Source organism: Cellulosilyticum sp. ST5, from assembly GCF_046529625.1.
In the GTDB taxonomy this organism is placed as follows: Bacteria; Bacillota; Clostridia; order Lachnospirales; family Cellulosilyticaceae; genus Cellulosilyticum; species Cellulosilyticum lentocellum.
In genome coordinates this window covers 3,398,490-3,415,474 of record NZ_CP132338.1, presented here as the reverse complement: position 1 = coordinate 3,415,474, position 16,985 = coordinate 3,398,490, and the positions used below count along the sequence as shown (strand labels likewise).

Sequence of the window (16,985 nt, the reverse complement as noted above, 5' to 3'; positions counted from 1 at the left end):
TAAACGATGAATGCAAAAATGACGTGGTTAGATGACCCAGAAGTATTTGGTGTAAACAAATTGGCAGCTCATAGTGACCATTTATTTTATCCTAGTAAAGAGGAAATGCTTAAGAAGGAATCTTCTCTTATGCAAAGCCTAAATGGGGTATGGCAGTTTGCTTATGCTAAGAATGCCAAAGAAAGACCTATTGATTTTTATAAGCCGGAGTATGATGCCAGTGGATTTGGCAGCATAGAAGTGCCAAGCCATATCGAACTCAATCATCATGATAAAATCCACTATATCAACACCATGTATCCTTGGGAAGGCCATATCTATAGACGTCCTGTAAAGGAAGATACACCTGAGGGGATAGGGTTATTTAGTGAGGCAAGCTACAATCCTGTAGGTGCCTATAGAACCACCTTTGATTTAGCACCAGGTTTAAGGAATAAGCCTATAACCATTTGCTTTGAAGGTGTAGAACAGGCTATGTATGTTTGGTTAAATGGCGTATTTATAGGCTACGCAGAGGATAGCTTTACACCATCAGAGTTTGATTTAACACCTTTTATAAAAGAACAGGGCAATGTGCTTTGTGTAGAGGTACATAAGAGAAGCTGCGCGGCTTTCCTAGAGGATCAAGATTTCTTCCGTTTCTTTGGTATTTTTAGAAATGTAACCTTATATGCCAAACCAGAGCTTCATGTAGAAGACTTCTATGTCAAACCAGAGCTAGCAGAAGATCAGAGGTCAGGTAGTTTTGGCGTAGAAATGAAACTAAGTGGCAAAGTAGTGAAGGGAACTGTAAAGATTTATTTACGTGATCAAAATGGGAAAGGGCTTTTAGCAGCCCAAATGCCTGCTTCTGAAAAAGTGATTTTTGCACCGGTAACTTTAGAAGATATTACCCCATGGAGTCATGAAATACCTTATTTATATGAATTTTTAATAGAGGTGTATAATGAGGCAAATATACTAGTGGAGCTAGTCCCTTATCTAGTAGGGTTTAGACGAATAGAGATTAAAGATAATATGATGTTATTAAACGGAAAAAGACTACGTCTACTTGGCGTTAATCGTCATGAATGGAGCGCCAAAACAGGTAGAGTCATTACTAAGGAAGAAATGGTGTGGGATATAGGTTGCATGCTTCGAAATGGCATCAATGCGGTACGTACCAGTCACTATCCAAATCAAATCCCATGGTACACTTTGTGTGATGAGGCAGGGCTTTATGTCATGGCAGAAGTTAATATGGAAACACATGGTAGTTGGCAAAAGATGGGGGCAGTTGAGCCCTCTTGGAATCTACCAGGAAGTGATAAGAAATGGCTAGCAGCCGTTTTAGATCGGGCAAAGACTAACTTTGAAGTGTTTAAAAATCATCCCTCTATTTTATTCTGGTCATTAGGTAATGAATCCTATGCCGAGGAGAATATAGCTGCCATGCATGACTACTATAAAGCAGTTGATCGTAGTAGATTAGTCCATTATGAAGGCGTACATCACAACCGCGCTTATGAGGATAGAATTTCTGATGTGGAGAGCAGAATGTATGCTAGGCCAGCAGAGATTATAGCCTATTTAGAAAATCAGCCCAAGAAACCCTTTATTTTATGTGAATACATGCATGATATGGGGAATTCTCTTGGGGGAATGAAAGACTACATGGAACTATTTGACCGTTTTGAAATGTATCAAGGCGGATTTATATGGGATTTCATTGACCAAGGTTTAATGGTAAAGGATGAAGTGACAGGGGCCCAGGTAATTCGTTATGGTGGAGACTTTGATGACAGACCATCAGATTATGAATTTTCAGGTAATGGGATCGTCTTTGCCACTAGGGAAGAAAAACCAGCCATGCAGGAGGTAAAATACTACTATGAACGCTATAAATAATCAAACTTTACAACTTATTTTCGGTGATGTGACCTTAGGGGTGAGTGGAGAAGACTTTCATTATATTTTCTCCTACCAAACAGGAGGATTAGAATCTTTGAGTGTAGCAGGTAAAGAATGGCTTTATCGCACACCTAAGCCAACTTTTTGGCGTGCCACTACAGATAATGATAGAGGAAACGGTTTTTCCTACAAATCAGGTATGTGGTTAGGTGCTGATTTATTTATAAAATGCAGCAATGTGGTAGTAGCAGTAGATGGCAAGAAAGTAGAAAAGCCTATAGCACCTACTAATAATAAGTATACAGATGAGGAGCATGCCGAAAGTGTAAGTCTTTGCTTTACCTATATAACGAATACAGTGCCAGCTACAGAAGTAGAGGTAACCTACACAGTTCAAGTAGATGGTACCATAGAGGTAAAGGTGCATTATTATGGAAAAGAAGGCTTACCTAGCCTGCCTGTATTTGGAATGCGTTTTATTATGCCAACAAAAGCAGTAGGGTACACCTATGAAGGTTTATCTGGTGAAACCTATCCTGATCGTATGGCAGGAGGAGTGCCAGGAACTTATCATATAGAAGGCTTACCTGTAACACCGTATATGGTACCTCAGGATTGTAATGTACATATGGCAACTAAAAAACTGACAGTAACACGTGCCACTACCTTAAATAATGCGGATACTGACAAGACTACTTTTAGTTTACAGTTTGAGGCACTAGGAGAGCCCTTTGCATTTTCTTGCATACCTTATACCGCAGAAGAACTGGAAAATGCAACACATCACGAAGAATTACCACTGCCTAGAAGAACAGTTGTCTCTATACTAGGAAAAGTACGTGGTGTAGGAGGCATTGACAGTTGGGGAAGTGATGTAATGCCTCAGTATCAAATTGATGCTACTCAGGATATAAGCTATGTCTTTTCTATAAAAAGAGTGTTGATTTAGAAACATTTACAATAGGAGGAGAAGGTTGTAAATTTACCTAAGGAAGAGGTCATTACTATTTAGTAGAGGGCTATAAGGAGTTCTATATTATTGGTTTTGTACAAACGAAAAGGCTCTGGTAATTTATACTAGAGCCTTTATCTATTGGGCAACTATATTACCAAAGATAAAGATATAATGCTAATGCGCCTACTAATATAAGCGCATTAAGTAAAATTAAACTACTAAATAAAAGAATTGCTCTTATAAACTCATATTTCATATTACAAATAGAGAAGTCAATAAGCAATAGAAGTAAATAGTTATAAACTAGAAAGTATATTTAAAATAACAAAACTTTTGAATAAAAGGATTGTTATGTAACGTAAAAAAATATATAATATCTGCAGAAAATTTATTTATGTAAACAAATATAGAGAAGGAATTATGAAAATTAATGGAATTAGGGAGAGCCCAAGAAAGTGAAATTTTAAAGTAATCTTTTATTGCAAATTCAAAAATTAGGTTATAAGAGGTTTTTAGACGTTAATTAATTTGAGTTAAAGAAGAGGGAGAAGAAATGTTTGATTTTAAATTTGATTGGGATGAGTCACTGAATGTAGGAATCCCTTTTATCGATGAACAACACCAAGAGTTATTTAGTATAGGGAGAAAGTTAGAACAAGAAATATTAACTCAATGTATGAATGCGGATGAAGAATATCTTTTAAAATTATTATGTGAGATTAGGGAATATGTTACATATCATTTTTATGAGGAAGAGAAGGTTATTAAAGAATTAAACCCTCATTTATTTGGAAAACATAAAAATGAACACGATCAATTTATAGCGTGGGTAAATAGCATAGATTGTGGAGAGTTACTACAGAATCCACAAAAGAAGCTTAAAGAAATAAAAGAAGCATTACAAAAGTGGGTTTTTGAGCACATTTTAATTGAAGATAGGCAGGCGCTTTTGGTAGAAATTGAGTCAATGATATAGAGAGTAGGGGCATGTTTAAGAATATAAAAGACATAGGTAAAAATGCAGTTGAATATTATGAAAGGCACGATATAAGAAGTGTATGAAAGATATGCATAGAGATGGAGGCTGTATCTAGAGAAATAGTATAAATAATAGATGCTTGCTAGACCATACACATAGATAGTTATAGAAAAAAAAAGCGCCGGCAATTGAATGGATTAGCATTCATTGCAGGCTTTCCCATGTCCATTTTCTTTGTTATATACATAAGAAGAATGTATATAATAAAGTGAGGATATGTATAGTATAATAATGAGTGATGAAGTGTGGCCAGAAAACAAGCATACTTATAATGATAAGAACGTGATAAAAACAAATTTGGAAAGGGTACAGCAAGAACATGATTTATTTTTCGCAATTATTGGAGACAGATAAAATAGAAAAATTATTAAAAAGGTACCCAGTGGGCCTAGAGGTTATTAGCTTTGGTATTGGAGAGGTGCTAGATGACTTAGAACATTCAATTAGCTACTATCAAAAGGAATTCGCATCATTTAAAGACAATACACCTTTAGCTTTTCATGGCCCTTTTTTAGATTTACAACCTGGAAGCTGTGATGGAAAGGTAAGAAGTTTGACAGAGGAACGTTTTAACGCAAGTTATAAGGCAGCTCAGGCTTTTGGGAGCAAAGCTATGATTTTTCACACAGGCTATCTGCCAAATGTTTATATCGATAAATATTGGCTAGAGAATGTAGTGGCTTTTTGGAAAGAATTTTTAGAAGACAAAAGTAAGGAATGTATGTTTTATATAGAAAATGTATTAGATACGGATTGGGAGTTACTAAAGGAAATAGTTGATAGAGTAAATCAGCCCAATTTTAAAGCATGTTTGGATATAGGACATGTTAATGCGTATTCAAATCAAACAGTAGAAGAGTGGATTAAAGCATTGGGGGAAAGAATAGGTTATGTACATCTGCATAATAATGATGGTACCAGGGATGCACATCAAGGCTTAGAATACGGTACTCTGCCTATTCAAACAATATTACAACAGCTTAAACATGATACACCCGATGCAAAGTGGAGCTTAGAAATAGGTGATGAAAAAATGCTAGAGGAATCTTTGCAGTGGCTTATCAAAAAGTACTAGAGAGTAATGTAATAATGGATAAAGTTATTGGAAAGTATTGTGGTATGGTATACAATATAAAAATACGCATGACTCATTTAGATAAGGAGAATAGAATATGGGAATGAACTTTAAAGAGAAGCTACCAATACCTAAGGAGATTAAGGAGCAATATCCTATTTCTCAAAAGGTAGCTGAAATAAAGGCAAAAAGAGATGCAGAAATTAGGAAAATCTTCACAGGGGAATCTGATAAATTTATAGTTATTATAGGGCCATGCTCTGCAGATAATGAAGATTCAGTATGTGACTATGTAAGTAGACTTGCAAAGGTGAATGAAAAGGTTTCAGATAGATTAATGATTATCCCTAGAATCTATACCAATAAACCTAGAACAACAGGTGAAGGCTACAAGGGTATGCTTCACCAACCAGATCCAACTAAAGACCCTGACTTATTATCAGGAATTATTGCTATTCGTAAAATGCATGTACGTGCTATTGAGGAAACAGGGCTTACTGCAGCAGATGAAATGTTATATCCAGAAAATCGTAGATATCTAGATGACATCTTATCTTATGAAGCTATTGGGGCACGCTCTGTAGAGAATCAACAACACCGTTTAACAGCTAGTGGTATGGATATTCCTGTAGGGATGAAAAATCCTACAAGTGGAGATCTTTCTGTTATGTTTAACTCTGTCGTTGCAGCTCAAAAGTCTCATAACTTTATTTATCGTGGCTGGGATGTAACAACAGATGGCAATGATCTTGCTCATGTTATTTTACGTGGCGCAGTGAATAAGAGAGGCATCTCTATTCCTAACTACCACTACGAAGATTTAATGTATATGATGGAGCTTTATGACAAGTATGACTTAGTGAACCCAGCAGCCATCATTGATGCTAACCATGCTAATTCTGGTAAGCAATATATGGAACAAATCCGTATTGTGAGTGAAGTACTTCATAGTAGATCATACAATAATGACTTAAAGAAGCTTGTAAAAGGGGTTATGATTGAAAGCTATATCGAAGGTGGCACACAGCCAATTAGTGAGAATCAAGTATATGGTAAGTCTATTACAGACCCTTGCCTTGGATGGGAAGAAACAGAAAAACTGCTTTATAAGATTGCAGAAAACTGCTAGACGTTTTTTAGGATAGCTGTTAGTGGAATAAAAAAGAAAGCCGGCAATGGATGATACGCTATTGCCGGCTTTCCTATGTCCATTTCTTTTATTATTTACTTACCCCCTGAGCATAGCAATAAATAAGATGAGTTCAATCACTATGTAGGCATAAAAAACAGGGGAAAACCTAACCGTTATAAAATTTTATAATTTTTAAATATTTATAATAAAGGCTTTCTAAAAACATATAAAAATAGTTATACTAAGAAAAAGAAATACTAATCCCAAAGGATGTGATAGTCTATGAGACGTATTAGTCCCCTAACAGCGCAAGTAATTGTAGATGAAATTGGCAATGAAATACATGCACACATTAATTTTATGGATGCAGATGGCTACATTATTGCAAGTACGGATGAAAACAGAATTGGTATGCTGCATGAAGGCGCACAAAAAGTGATTAGAGAGCAACTGGAGTGCTTATATGTGACGGCAGATATGGAAACGCCTACTATGAAAGCGGGTGTTAATTTACCTATTGTGATTCATGAAGCTATTGTAGGTGTGATTGGTATTACGGGTGAAGTAGAACGAGTGGTTGGCTATGGAAAGATTGTACAACATATGACACAGATTATGGTTGAAGATGGACTTATAAAAGATGAACATCGCTATGACAGGAGAGTACGATATCGCTTCTTGGAAGAATGGATATCTGGTGTGAGAAATAAGTATAATTGGGAATTTGTGGAGCGAGGAGAAAAACTGGGGATTGATGTTAGGAGACCTCGTCGTGTAATGATCATTAATATTGCTACATATCACCAGTTATCGGTAACGTTGCAGGGACAAGAAAAGCTAGAGCAGATGGAGACCACTATTCGGCATAGTGTAGAGCGTGAAGGTGAGTGCCTGTATTTACGTATGCCACCCAAACAAATTGTGTTAGTACCGATTTGCTCCAATGAACAAATGAAGCAAATAGCTGAGCGGTTAAAGGAGAAAATCTATTCCAGATATGAAGAAACGCTGCTGATAGGCATAGATAGTAACTCGAATAATGATCGTATTGTATTTAAGATGTGTGAAGAAGCAGAAAAAGCAGCGAATTGTGCAGTACCTTTGGTAAGGGAAATTGTATTTTATGACGATCTTTATATGGATTTATTTATGAATGAAATTCCATTAGGGAGCATGGAAGAATATATTAGGAAATTATTTAGTGGGCAAAGCGAGGAAGATGTGGAAGAATATATGCAACTGATAGATGTTTATTTTACTTATGAGGGTTCAATTACTCAGGCGGCTAATGCACTTTATATCCATAAAAATACCTTGCAGTATAAATTGAAGAAGATGGAGACTATTACAGGAAAGGACATACGCACTCCTTCAGAAGCAGCTGCCTACTATATTGCCAGAGAGTTTTACCAAAGATTACGGAAGAAAGAACGACTTACACGTATTTAAAACAATTCAAGGTTATTATGAATAACAATAATTTCCTCAAATATATGTTATGGAGAATATATACAAAATATTTCAAATAATATAATATTGTTAATAGATAACACCCAAGTGTATATAATGCATTGGGGATAAAAGCTATTAAAGGGGGTATTTTTATGACGGGCATTCCTTTTTTAATTGTATTTATTGTAGCAATCATTCTTATGATTGTTATGATTAGTAAGTTTAAGATTCATCCATTTCTTTCTATTATGTCCATTTCTCTGGTGTTAGGATTAATAGGAGGTATTCCTTTTGCATCCTATACCAATGCGGATGGAAGTACGGTAAGTGGTATTGCAACTGTTATTGGAAATGGTTTTTCATCTACATTTACAAGTATCGGAATCGTCATTATATTTGGTGCATTAATTGGAACGATCCTAGAGGTAACAGGAGGCGCTTTGAAGTTAGCGGATATGGTTGTTAAGCTAGTAGGTGAAAAGCATCCTGAACTTGCTATTGAAATCATGGGATGGGTAGTATCCATACCAGTATTTTGTGACTCAGGGTTTGTCATTTTAAATCCAATTCGTAAAGCCTTAGTAAAACGTACAAAGACTTCATCTGTAGCAATGACTGTTTGTTTGTCAGCAGGTTTATATGCTTCACATGTTTTTATCCCACCTACTCCAGGACCTATTGCAGCAGCAAATACCTTAGGTGTCGGAGACCATATACTACTTGTTATGGGATTAGGTACATTAGCTTCCATTCCTGGTTTAATAGGTGCTTATTTTTATGCTAAATGGGTAGGAAAGAGAGTAAAAGCTAAGGATGAACAGGAGAATCAAGGAGAGGTTGTTCAAAGCTATGAAGAGTTAGTAGCTTCTTATGGGAAACTTCCAGGTGGTTTTATGAGTCTGGCACCTATCATTGTACCGATTTTCTTAATGGCTATGTCAAACGTATCAAGCATTTTAGGATGGAGTGGTGCAGTTAGTACAGCATTTACCTTCCTAGGAACACCTATTATTGCGTTAGCTGTAGGTGTTATATTTGGAATTATATTAATGCTTCAAGTTAACAAAGGAAGTCAGCTTTACGATATTACAAATGAAACTTTAAAAACAGTAGGTCCTATTTTATTTGTAACAGCAGCAGGTGGCGTATTAGGAAAAGTGATTGCATCTACAAGTCTAGTGGCGTTTATTACAGAAAACGCAGCAACTCTAGAGAGTATTGGTATTTTCTTCCCATTCCTTCTAGCAGCTATTTTGAAATCAGCTCAAGGTTCATCAACAGTTGCCATTACGACGACAGCAGGTATTATGGCGCCACTAATGGGGGTTTTAGGAATGGATTCAGTCGTAATGTCTGTATTATGTGTTATGGCAATAGGAGCAGGCTCTATGACAGTATCTCATGCCAATGACTCTTACTTCTGGGTAGTTACCAACTTTGGAGAAATGACACCGGAACAAGGATATAAAACACAAACAGCTGTTACATTAGTAGAAGGTATTTGTTCTATGATAGGTATCTTTATATTATCATTATTTTTACACTAGACTGGCTACATAGGTTTATTGTATAAATAGTTGAAAAACAGACCAGGCATCTAGTGATTAGTGCCTGGTCTTTGTACAAGGAGATGATGAGATGACTCTAAGAGAAGAAGCAGACTACATTGTAAATAAGGCTATTTCCTCAGCACTTCCAGATGAAGCAGTAAGACAGGCTCTAAAAACTAAAGATTTTGGTGAAGGTAAAATTTATATGGTCGCAGTAGGTAAGGCAGCATGGCAGATGGCCAAAGCTGCAAGTGACTGTTTGGATAAGAAGATTGAAAAAGGCATCTGTATTTCGAAATATGGACACATGAAGGGTGAGTTACCTAATGTAGAGTGCTATGAAGCAGGGCATCCTATACCTGATGCCAATTCCTTCAGGGCAACTCAGGTAGCGATTGATTTAATTACAGGCCTTAATGCAGAGGATACGGTACTGTTTTTGCTATCAGGTGGCGGATCTGCTTTATTTGAAAAGCCCCTTGTAAGCGAGGCGGAACTGACGGATATAACCAGGCAGCTTTTAGCTTGTGGTGCAGATATTGTGGAAATAAATATACTTCGCAAAAGATTATCAGCTGTTAAAGGCGGAAAGTTTGCAAAGCTCTGTTTACCTGCTAAGGTATTTAGTGTTGTACTAAGTGATATTATTGGCGATCCACTAGATATGATTGCTTCGGGACCGGCTTATCCAGATAGTTCTACCAATGAAATGGCAAAGAAAATCATCGCCAAATACCATTTGAAATTAAGCGCAGAAGCGATGAAACTGATGGATATAGAAACACCTAAAGATCTAACACATGTTGAGACTAGGATTACGGGTTCAGTTAAATTACTTTGTAAGGCAGCAGCAGAGGCCTGTCAGCAGCTTGGATATAAGACACTTATACTAACAGATTGCTTAAATTGTGAAGCAAGAGAAGCAGGGACTTTTCTAGCAGCTATCGCCAAAACTTATCAGGGAAGTCAAGAAAGTTTAGCTTTTATTGTTGGAGGAGAGACCATAGTTCATTTAACGGGACATGGAAAAGGAGGAAGAAATCAAGAATTAGCACTTTCAGCAGCTCGTGAAATAGGAGGCTTATATCAAACGGCTCTATTAAGTGTAGGCTCAGATGGAACAGATGGACCTACAGATGCGGCTGGAGGTTATGTAGATCAAGATACGCAGGAAAAATTAAGAAAGCAGGGTATAGAAATTTTCGAGATACTCAAGGAGAATGATTCGTATCAGGCACTACAACGGGTAGGTGGTCTGATTATGACAGGGGCAACAGGAACCAATGTAAATGACGTAGCTGTTTTGCTGATTCGAAGGTGAGAACATACTTTAAACGGAATAGAGATAATCCCAGAGTATAATTTGACTCGCATGGGTTGCTTTGGCATTATAGACTTTGTCCCCCTAGAAAGTCTATAATGCCAAAGCAGCTAATAGGTCTGAAATATAAATTTCAGACCTATTTTATATGTGTCAATAATACTTTAGCTTTTCATGGGCCTTTTTAGATTGACAACCTGGGAGCTGTGATGGAAAGGTAAGAAGCCTAACTAAAGAGCGTTTTAATTTTGATGATGGTTATAGCTATACAGCAAATGGCAGTGCAACAAACTATAGTGAACTTGAGCCTATAGCCAAGAAAGAATGGCAAAAGCCATAGATTTATCTAGATGCCTATTTATTGATATCCCCCCATAGGCTATAAAGCATCTGAAGATGCTAAAAGTGGTCATTCGAACACTTAAAAGTGCATTTGGTAGTAAAAATAATAGAAAACAGAAATTTGTGATAATATACAATTATCAAGGAAAACAAGGAGGAAAGTAATATGGCATTTTTTCAAGTAACAGCATCAGAATTAAGAGCAAAAGCTGAAGAACTAAAAGGATTAAATGGAAGCTTTAAAGGAGAGGTGGGAAATTTAGAAACGATTGAAGGTGCTTTAAAGAGTAAATGGGTTGGCCAAGCGAATGACAATTTCCATGCAGCATTTGTAAAAGATAAAGGACAAATGGATAACTTCTATAAGTTAGTGGAGAACTATATAGCTGCATTATTACAAATCGCAGCACAATATGAAAAGACTGAATCAGCTAACGCTGAAGTTGCAAGAACTAGAAATTACTAAGAAGTGTTTATTAAAATATCAGATAAGAAAAATATCAAGGAGGCGTCAAGCATATGGAAGGAATTTTAAAGGTAACCCCAGAAGAGTTACAAGCAACTGCAGGTGACTTTAGTGGTAAAGGAAATACAATTAAAGGGTTAATGGATCAAATGATGGGAATCGTAAAGAATTTAAGTGGTTCTTGGCAAGGGGAAGCATCAGCTACTTACTTACGTAAGTTTCAAGGTTTACAAGCTGACATTGACAAAATGAATCGTATGATCCAAGAACATTCACAAGATTTAAATACAATGGCAGAGCAATATAAACAAGCTGAAAATCTTAATATGGAACAGGGTCAAGGTTTAACAGATTCAGTAATTTCATAGTAGTACATAATAATTGGCGAGAGGAAAAAGACATTTCCGCTTGCCAATTATTTTAAAAAAGGGGAAAAGTGAGCAGTATTTCATAGTAATACATTTTATGGGAGAGCAGAAATGATACATGGAGTTCTGTATAAATATAAAAAGGCTTACGAGTATTCTAAGATAAGCTAAATTATGCATTAGATCTAGGTGATAGTGGTTTTGATGTTTCAGAGGGCTGAACGGATGAATAAAGTTATTGGAGATGCTTTGAAGTGAAAATAAAATATGCATTTTGGGAAATGATTAGCATGATTATTTTACTTACTGCATGCGGCAGTATGGTAGAAGGAAGCAATGGTATTGTATTAGAAAAGAGTAATTTGAAAGAGGAGAGTAGTGACATGGAAACAAAGGTTGATATGACACCAGAACAAGAAGCCTTGTTATGCAAGATTTCAATAAACGAAGACAGAGTTAAGGAAGGGAAACTCTTTGTTTGGCAGGAGGAAGTTTTAAGACAATATGATTATGCAATGGATTATTTGCTAGGCAAATATCCTTCTTATACATTTCATATAGTAGACTGCGAACCAAAAAATAAGTTGAATAATGCCTATTCTAAATTTGTTTTTCAAGAGTCAGATGACAGTGAAAGTTATTATGACCTGTACTTATATGTAGAGGATGGGGAGTATTCTGCAGAGGATAATTTTTATGGATATATCATAGAGGAAGAGTATGAAAATGAATTGAAAGCAGTATTGTTACAGGAAGATATCCCTTGTGATAGAGTAGATGCACGTATTACTACTGTAGAGGGTAATGACTTCAATGAAAAGCTAGAGGTTAGTGATATTATTAACGGCAACGTGCATGTGCAAAATACAACTTTTATTTATATTGATAGCAATAGGCTGGGAAATGAATCCTATAAAGAAGAGTTTGAGAAAATTAAACAGGTAATCAATCAAAAGAAAGTATCCGGTTATTATATTGTGAGCATTTATGATTCTGTCAATGAGAATAAAGAAGTGTTTAATGAAGCCTTTTGATGAAATATAACTAAGCGTTCGGAGGTTAATATGTCAGAGCAATTATCAACTGAACAGGTATTATTATTAAATAATTTAATGTATATGACAGATAATAAACCGTTACAACAGGTGATTGACTTAGAAGGAATGACGGTGGAACAGTTAGTTTCAAATATCACTAAAAATGCAGATTCAAATTAATTTGACTCCAATAAGGATTATGGCTCTTATATGACAGGCGATGATTGGCAAAATATTATTAACAGGTTGCAATGAATCAAGATAAGATATCCAATCATAATGTAGAGAGTGATTGCGTTAATTTACTATTAAATGATGTGGGAAACACTACCTTTTATAAAGGTTATGATTATGGAGAAGGAGGATTCCTAGAGAATCATTATCCGAATACTTTTTTGATTTTAAATCTGATGGAACGGTCCAAATGACTGTTGGTACTAGAGATGAGAGAATGGCAGATGTTGATGAATTTCTTGACAATTATTTACGAACATTATCTCCAGAAAATAAACAAAAGACTTTGTTAATGATAGGTGAATTGGTAGAAGCAGGTTTTAATGGAGTAGATATTGTTATACCAGCTAAGCCTAATGAAACACAACCTGCTGAAGGTCAACCATGGGCATTTACAGTTCAGACTGAAAAACTCGTTACTGTGACAAGTGAATTAGAAAAAAGCTATAATAAATTAATAGATTATGTAGCAGCAATTAAGAGTGTTTGTAGTTATCTGAATGGTGATTTTTTTGGTATAAAAAGATTATTAGATCTAGCAGGGAAAAATGTATTACAACAAGCAATGGAATATAAATATATGAAAGAAGCATTAGAGAAAATTAGTACTTATTATCAGGTGAGTGAAGACAAAATAGTTAAAGGGGGAATATAATATTATATGGCATTTGATATTCGCATTGAAAATATAAAAGAAATAGCAGATGATATTAATAGCTTAAGTACTCAAATGGGGGAAATAGCGGGGCAGATGAACATACTTTATTTTGCAATGAGTAGATGGAATGATTATTGCTCCGAGGCAATCCTTAAAGAAATTGCGACTGAAAAGAAAAAAATTGCTCAATTTCAGCAAGAAATGAAAAGAATGGCAGTTGCTTTAAATAGCGTTAAAAATGCTTATCTTAAATCTGAAAATCAGATTCTTTTAGTATCTAATATTAATCCTAATAGAGGAGAAAATCCTTTAAACCATGTGACGAAGAAGGAGATGGATGAGGCAATTGCCGCCTATGAAAAAGAACATGAGAAGGAAGTGGAGGAGTTAAATGACTTCCTAAATGGAGATGGTGCGGATATTTTAACAGAGGAAGATAAACGCAATATTAAATATCTTATTTATACAGCACCAGAACCATATAGAAGCATTTTTATGGAATCAATTACCAAGTTTAAGATAGCTGATGCGGATGGCAAGAGTGCTTTTTATAAGGCGTGGAAGCATACGGTAACTTATTCCTATCCAGACTCCTTTGCTAGTGACCCACGAGGAGCTTATACAGTATTCTTCCATGAGTGTGGTCATGCCATAGATGACCTTAGTGATGTAGCTAAATGGCTGGGAAGTGATAGCGAAGAATACAAGGTATATAGTGAGGCAATGGGAAAGGATGTGACCATGAGGCAGGCTATAGAATATGACGTTTATTATAATGATAACAATGAACATAGTATAACCAGTATTGCTAACAGAATTATTGCTAGTGGTGGAAGTGGTAGTAAAGGCGATGTACAGAATGTGATTGATGCATTAAAACAAGGTAGTGGAAGTGATTTAAGTAATGCGGATCTTCTCTTATATAATGCAGTAAAAAGTGAATTTACAAGTGGGGTTAGTGGTGCTACTTATGAGGCTGTAAGTGATGTTTATGGAGGAATGTCGGGGAATGAGTTAAGGTCGGGGTATGGACATGATACAAGTTACTGGGAAGATGATAAAAAGGCGGCAAAGGAGCTTTGGGCAGAGTATTTTTCTTATAATATGGCAGGAGATGATACAAGCCTTAATCTAGTTTATGAATATTTTCCTGAGGCAACCAAGATTATGAATGAGTATACCAAAGCATTAGGAGCGTAAGAAGATGAAAAAAAATAAAATTTATATTTTACTAAGCTTAGTTTTATGTATGTCATTAAATGGATGCAAGGCAATATCAATAAAAAATGAAGGTGAAGAAGTGAAAAATAAAAATGAAGTAGTAACCCAAAAGAGTGACCAAAGTGTAGAGGATATACAGTTCATGATAGATAGCTATGGCTTTACAAAGGAAGAACTTGAAGGAATTGACGTGACTAAGCTTATACAAGACTATGAGTTAAAGGTGAGATCATTTACAAGTGAAGAAGTAAGAGAAATCATAGAATCACAGGCTAAATACTATATAGATGATGGTAAAACAAAATTGTTTCAAATATTTGATACCCCAGCAGAAGGTAGTATTAAAACAGGCGATCATTTTAATAAGATAGCTATGGTATATAATGAGGGTACTTTTCAGCAAAACATTATATTTGATTTAGTAGAGAGTAAGTGGTATTTAGATGATGCTACCCCACATGAACTATCAGCTAAGCAGAAAGAAATAGTGGAAAAACTACCTGAAAAGTATGAGATTTATAATTGGGAAAATAATTATAGCGGAGAGGAAGAAGAAAGTACAGGTTCATTGTATTGGAAGCTTATTTTTGAAAAGCAAGATGGCTCATTATGTGCTTATACAGGGTATACTCAAGATGGTACGCATCTTCCACCAAACTATAAGGAGTTTTGTGATGACATTATTTCAATCTTAAAGGATGATTCATACAAATAAAGATTATTATATGAAACGGCATAAATAGTGTAAGATAAAAGCGTATGACGAAAATCACTTATTAGAACTAGCAAGTCTAGTTTCCTGATAGGTGGTTTTTTGTTTCAAAAATTAAATTATTAACCATATTTAGGAGTGCTTTTTAATGCTAAATATAGTAAAATAAATTCAGAAATATAATAATATTTAAAGCGCAATTGCATTTGAATGTATTTAGTCTGAGCAGTTTTATAGATTTCGTAGTCGGTTTAAGTGTGTGACATAGCAGTAGGTTAAGAGAAAATGGGAGGGGATAGTACTATGAATTTAGATATAGGCTTTATAGCATTTTTAATTATTCTTACGCTAGGGTGTATCATTAAGAAAGTAAGGCGTCCTAAGTCTGTATCTTGGGGATTTTTATGGTTGGTTATTTACAATGATTTAATGGCCTTTCTGTGTTTCCTTAGTATTTCTATGCCCAGCCCTGGATATGATCCAAGTACACAGAATCCACATGCGGGCTATATGCCAGGAGAATTTTAGTACTTAGTGGTTTTCCACTGCTTTGTATAGGTTTCGTTTTAAAGTTAATTTATTATAGTACAAATCAAGAAAGAACTGATGCTGACAATGAGCAGGAAGAGATAAAAGGTTTTAAGAAGTGGCTGAAGGAGTCGGTAGGAAGTATTATTTATATTGTGATCAGTATTTTCCCAGCAGGCTTTACATTTATGATGATATTATCACGTTTACCTCATATAAGAATATTAGCAATATTAGGTGTATGGAGTATGATACTTTTACCGATCATATTACCATTTGCGCCAAGGCTATATGCATTACGGCATATAAAAGAGATATGTAATCATACAGGGGGAAATCATGGATAACCAAGTATCTAGAAGATGTATTTTAATAGCTCAAATTACAGGTGTTATATATATTATAGCAAGTATACTGATGTATAAAACGGGAATTTGGCTTGCTCAATTTGAGGGCTTAATTATACCAGTAGATGTACCATTACCAACGAATATTAAGGTCAATATATTCTTATTAGCAAGTATACTTTTTTATTCTTTGAATTTTAAGGAGGTTTCTAAGAAGAAAGTAACCAGAACAACTTCTATGGGCATAATGATTATAGTTATAGGGGTTATTTTTATATTTAATCAGTCAATAGCCCACCCTCTTAGTGTAATGGATAGGTCAAACAATTTATTAGCCTATGGGGAGGCATGGTTAGACCTTTTTAAGTTAAATCAACTAGCAGATAGGCTTCAAATATTTAGCTTGATTAGTTTTACAAGTTATATAATTGGCTTAAGTATATGGTATGGAAGCCATCAAAGCATAGAGGATTAAAATATATACAAAATGGAGGTTTAATTACAGGATTACTGGAAATAAGGTATTAGTAAGATATCCTATAAGAATAAAAAATATTGGAGTTCCGATAAACAACACATGATAATCAAAAAGTCATCACTTTTCAGTTATAAAATAAGAATATCTAAAATATACACTTTATCATTCATTCTTTAAAAA

Annotated in this window: 17 protein-coding genes; all 17 read left to right on the top strand. The window is 35.3% G+C overall.

Features of this window, described 5'->3' with window-relative positions:
- Positions 1-6: 6 nt before the first annotated feature.
- The 17 genes from QTL86_RS16550 to QTL86_RS16470 all read left to right on the top strand — a co-directional run bounded on the left by QTL86_RS16550 (position 7) and on the right by QTL86_RS16470 (position 16,802).
- Positions 7-1,887, top strand: a complete 1,881-nt coding sequence (locus tag QTL86_RS16550) for a glycoside hydrolase family 2 TIM barrel-domain containing protein (protein WP_410495489.1) — start codon at positions 7-9, stop codon at positions 1,885-1,887.
- A complete protein-coding gene (locus QTL86_RS16545; protein WP_410495488.1) occupies positions 1,871-2,839 on the top strand; it encodes a beta-galactosidase small subunit in 969 nt (322 codons plus the stop codon). The genes QTL86_RS16550 and QTL86_RS16545 overlap by 17 nt, the downstream gene beginning before the upstream one ends.
- Positions 2,840-3,398: 559 nt before the next feature.
- Positions 3,399-3,821: a bacteriohemerythrin gene (locus QTL86_RS16540; protein ID WP_410495487.1), complete on the top strand. Its 423-nt coding sequence runs from the start codon at positions 3,399-3,401 to the stop codon at positions 3,819-3,821.
- A 403-nt stretch (positions 3,822-4,224) separates the two neighbouring features.
- A complete protein-coding gene (locus QTL86_RS16535) occupies positions 4,225-4,959 on the top strand; it encodes a sugar phosphate isomerase/epimerase family protein (RefSeq protein WP_410495486.1) in 735 nt (244 codons plus the stop codon).
- 97 nt (positions 4,960-5,056) lie between these two features.
- On the top strand, positions 5,057-6,088 hold the full coding sequence (locus QTL86_RS16530) for a 3-deoxy-7-phosphoheptulonate synthase (RefSeq protein ID WP_013655306.1): 1,032 nt from the start codon (positions 5,057-5,059) through the stop codon (positions 6,086-6,088).
- A 285-nt stretch (positions 6,089-6,373) separates the two neighbouring features.
- A complete protein-coding gene (locus QTL86_RS16525) occupies positions 6,374-7,540 on the top strand; it encodes a CdaR family transcriptional regulator (protein WP_410495485.1) in 1,167 nt (388 codons plus the stop codon).
- A gap of 155 nt (positions 7,541-7,695) precedes the next feature.
- Positions 7,696-9,090: a GntP family permease gene (locus QTL86_RS16520; protein WP_013655308.1), complete on the top strand. Its 1,395-nt coding sequence runs from the start codon at positions 7,696-7,698 to the stop codon at positions 9,088-9,090.
- 91 nt (positions 9,091-9,181) lie between these two features.
- Complete coding sequence (locus QTL86_RS16515) at positions 9,182-10,414, top strand: glycerate kinase (protein ID WP_410495484.1); 1,233 nt, start codon at positions 9,182-9,184, stop codon at positions 10,412-10,414.
- 508 nt (positions 10,415-10,922) lie between these two features.
- A complete protein-coding gene (locus QTL86_RS16510; protein WP_127065349.1) occupies positions 10,923-11,222 on the top strand; it encodes a WXG100 family type VII secretion target in 300 nt (99 codons plus the stop codon).
- A gap of 53 nt (positions 11,223-11,275) precedes the next feature.
- The gene (locus tag QTL86_RS16505) at positions 11,276-11,590 is read left to right on the top strand and encodes a WXG100 family type VII secretion target (protein ID WP_127065350.1); all 315 of its coding nucleotides are present in this window, start codon (positions 11,276-11,278) and stop codon (positions 11,588-11,590) included.
- Positions 11,591-11,844: 254 nt separating this feature from the next.
- Complete coding sequence (locus QTL86_RS16500) at positions 11,845-12,624, top strand: hypothetical protein (RefSeq protein WP_127065351.1); 780 nt, start codon at positions 11,845-11,847, stop codon at positions 12,622-12,624.
- 30 nt (positions 12,625-12,654) lie between these two features.
- On the top strand, positions 12,655-12,807 hold the full coding sequence (locus QTL86_RS16495; RefSeq protein WP_410495483.1) for a hypothetical protein: 153 nt from the start codon (positions 12,655-12,657) through the stop codon (positions 12,805-12,807).
- A 244-nt stretch (positions 12,808-13,051) separates the two neighbouring features.
- Positions 13,052-13,516 carry a hypothetical protein gene (locus QTL86_RS16490; protein ID WP_410495482.1) on the top strand — a complete coding sequence of 155 codons (465 nt, stop codon included), beginning with the start codon at positions 13,052-13,054 and terminating at the stop codon, positions 13,514-13,516.
- 6 nt (positions 13,517-13,522) lie between these two features.
- Positions 13,523-14,719, top strand: coding sequence for a hypothetical protein (locus QTL86_RS16485; RefSeq protein WP_410495481.1), 1,197 nt, complete (start codon positions 13,523-13,525; stop codon positions 14,717-14,719).
- Between the two features lie 4 nt (positions 14,720-14,723).
- Positions 14,724-15,455: a hypothetical protein gene (locus QTL86_RS16480; protein WP_410495480.1), complete on the top strand. Its 732-nt coding sequence runs from the start codon at positions 14,724-14,726 to the stop codon at positions 15,453-15,455.
- A 300-nt stretch (positions 15,456-15,755) separates the two neighbouring features.
- A complete protein-coding gene (locus tag QTL86_RS16475) occupies positions 15,756-15,980 on the top strand; it encodes a hypothetical protein (RefSeq protein WP_410495479.1) in 225 nt (74 codons plus the stop codon).
- Positions 15,981-16,319: 339 nt separating this feature from the next.
- Positions 16,320-16,802: a hypothetical protein gene (locus QTL86_RS16470; RefSeq protein ID WP_410495478.1), complete on the top strand. Its 483-nt coding sequence runs from the start codon at positions 16,320-16,322 to the stop codon at positions 16,800-16,802.
- Positions 16,803-16,985: the final 183 nt, after the last annotated feature.

Coding starts and splice junctions, on each gene's coding strand:
- QTL86_RS16475 (WP_410495479.1), top strand. CDS start 15,756: ATGAATTTAGATATAGGCTTTATAGCATTTTTAATTATTCTTACGCTA.
- QTL86_RS16540 (WP_410495487.1), top strand. CDS start 3,399: ATGTTTGATTTTAAATTTGATTGGGATGAGTCACTGAATGTAGGAATC.
- QTL86_RS16495 (WP_410495483.1), top strand. CDS start 12,655: ATGTCAGAGCAATTATCAACTGAACAGGTATTATTATTAAATAATTTA.
- QTL86_RS16470 (WP_410495478.1), top strand. CDS start 16,320: ATGGATAACCAAGTATCTAGAAGATGTATTTTAATAGCTCAAATTACA.
- QTL86_RS16550 (WP_410495489.1), top strand. CDS start 7: ATGAATGCAAAAATGACGTGGTTAGATGACCCAGAAGTATTTGGTGTA.
- QTL86_RS16525 (WP_410495485.1), top strand. CDS start 6,374: ATGAGACGTATTAGTCCCCTAACAGCGCAAGTAATTGTAGATGAAATT.
- QTL86_RS16515 (WP_410495484.1), top strand. CDS start 9,182: ATGACTCTAAGAGAAGAAGCAGACTACATTGTAAATAAGGCTATTTCC.
- QTL86_RS16545 (WP_410495488.1), top strand. CDS start 1,871: ATGAACGCTATAAATAATCAAACTTTACAACTTATTTTCGGTGATGTG.
- QTL86_RS16485 (WP_410495481.1), top strand. CDS start 13,523: ATGGCATTTGATATTCGCATTGAAAATATAAAAGAAATAGCAGATGAT.
- QTL86_RS16490 (WP_410495482.1), top strand. CDS start 13,052: ATGACTGTTGGTACTAGAGATGAGAGAATGGCAGATGTTGATGAATTT.
- QTL86_RS16510 (WP_127065349.1), top strand. CDS start 10,923: ATGGCATTTTTTCAAGTAACAGCATCAGAATTAAGAGCAAAAGCTGAA.
- QTL86_RS16505 (WP_127065350.1), top strand. CDS start 11,276: ATGGAAGGAATTTTAAAGGTAACCCCAGAAGAGTTACAAGCAACTGCA.
- QTL86_RS16520 (WP_013655308.1), top strand. CDS start 7,696: ATGACGGGCATTCCTTTTTTAATTGTATTTATTGTAGCAATCATTCTT.
- QTL86_RS16530 (WP_013655306.1), top strand. CDS start 5,057: ATGGGAATGAACTTTAAAGAGAAGCTACCAATACCTAAGGAGATTAAG.
- QTL86_RS16480 (WP_410495480.1), top strand. CDS start 14,724: ATGAAAAAAAATAAAATTTATATTTTACTAAGCTTAGTTTTATGTATG.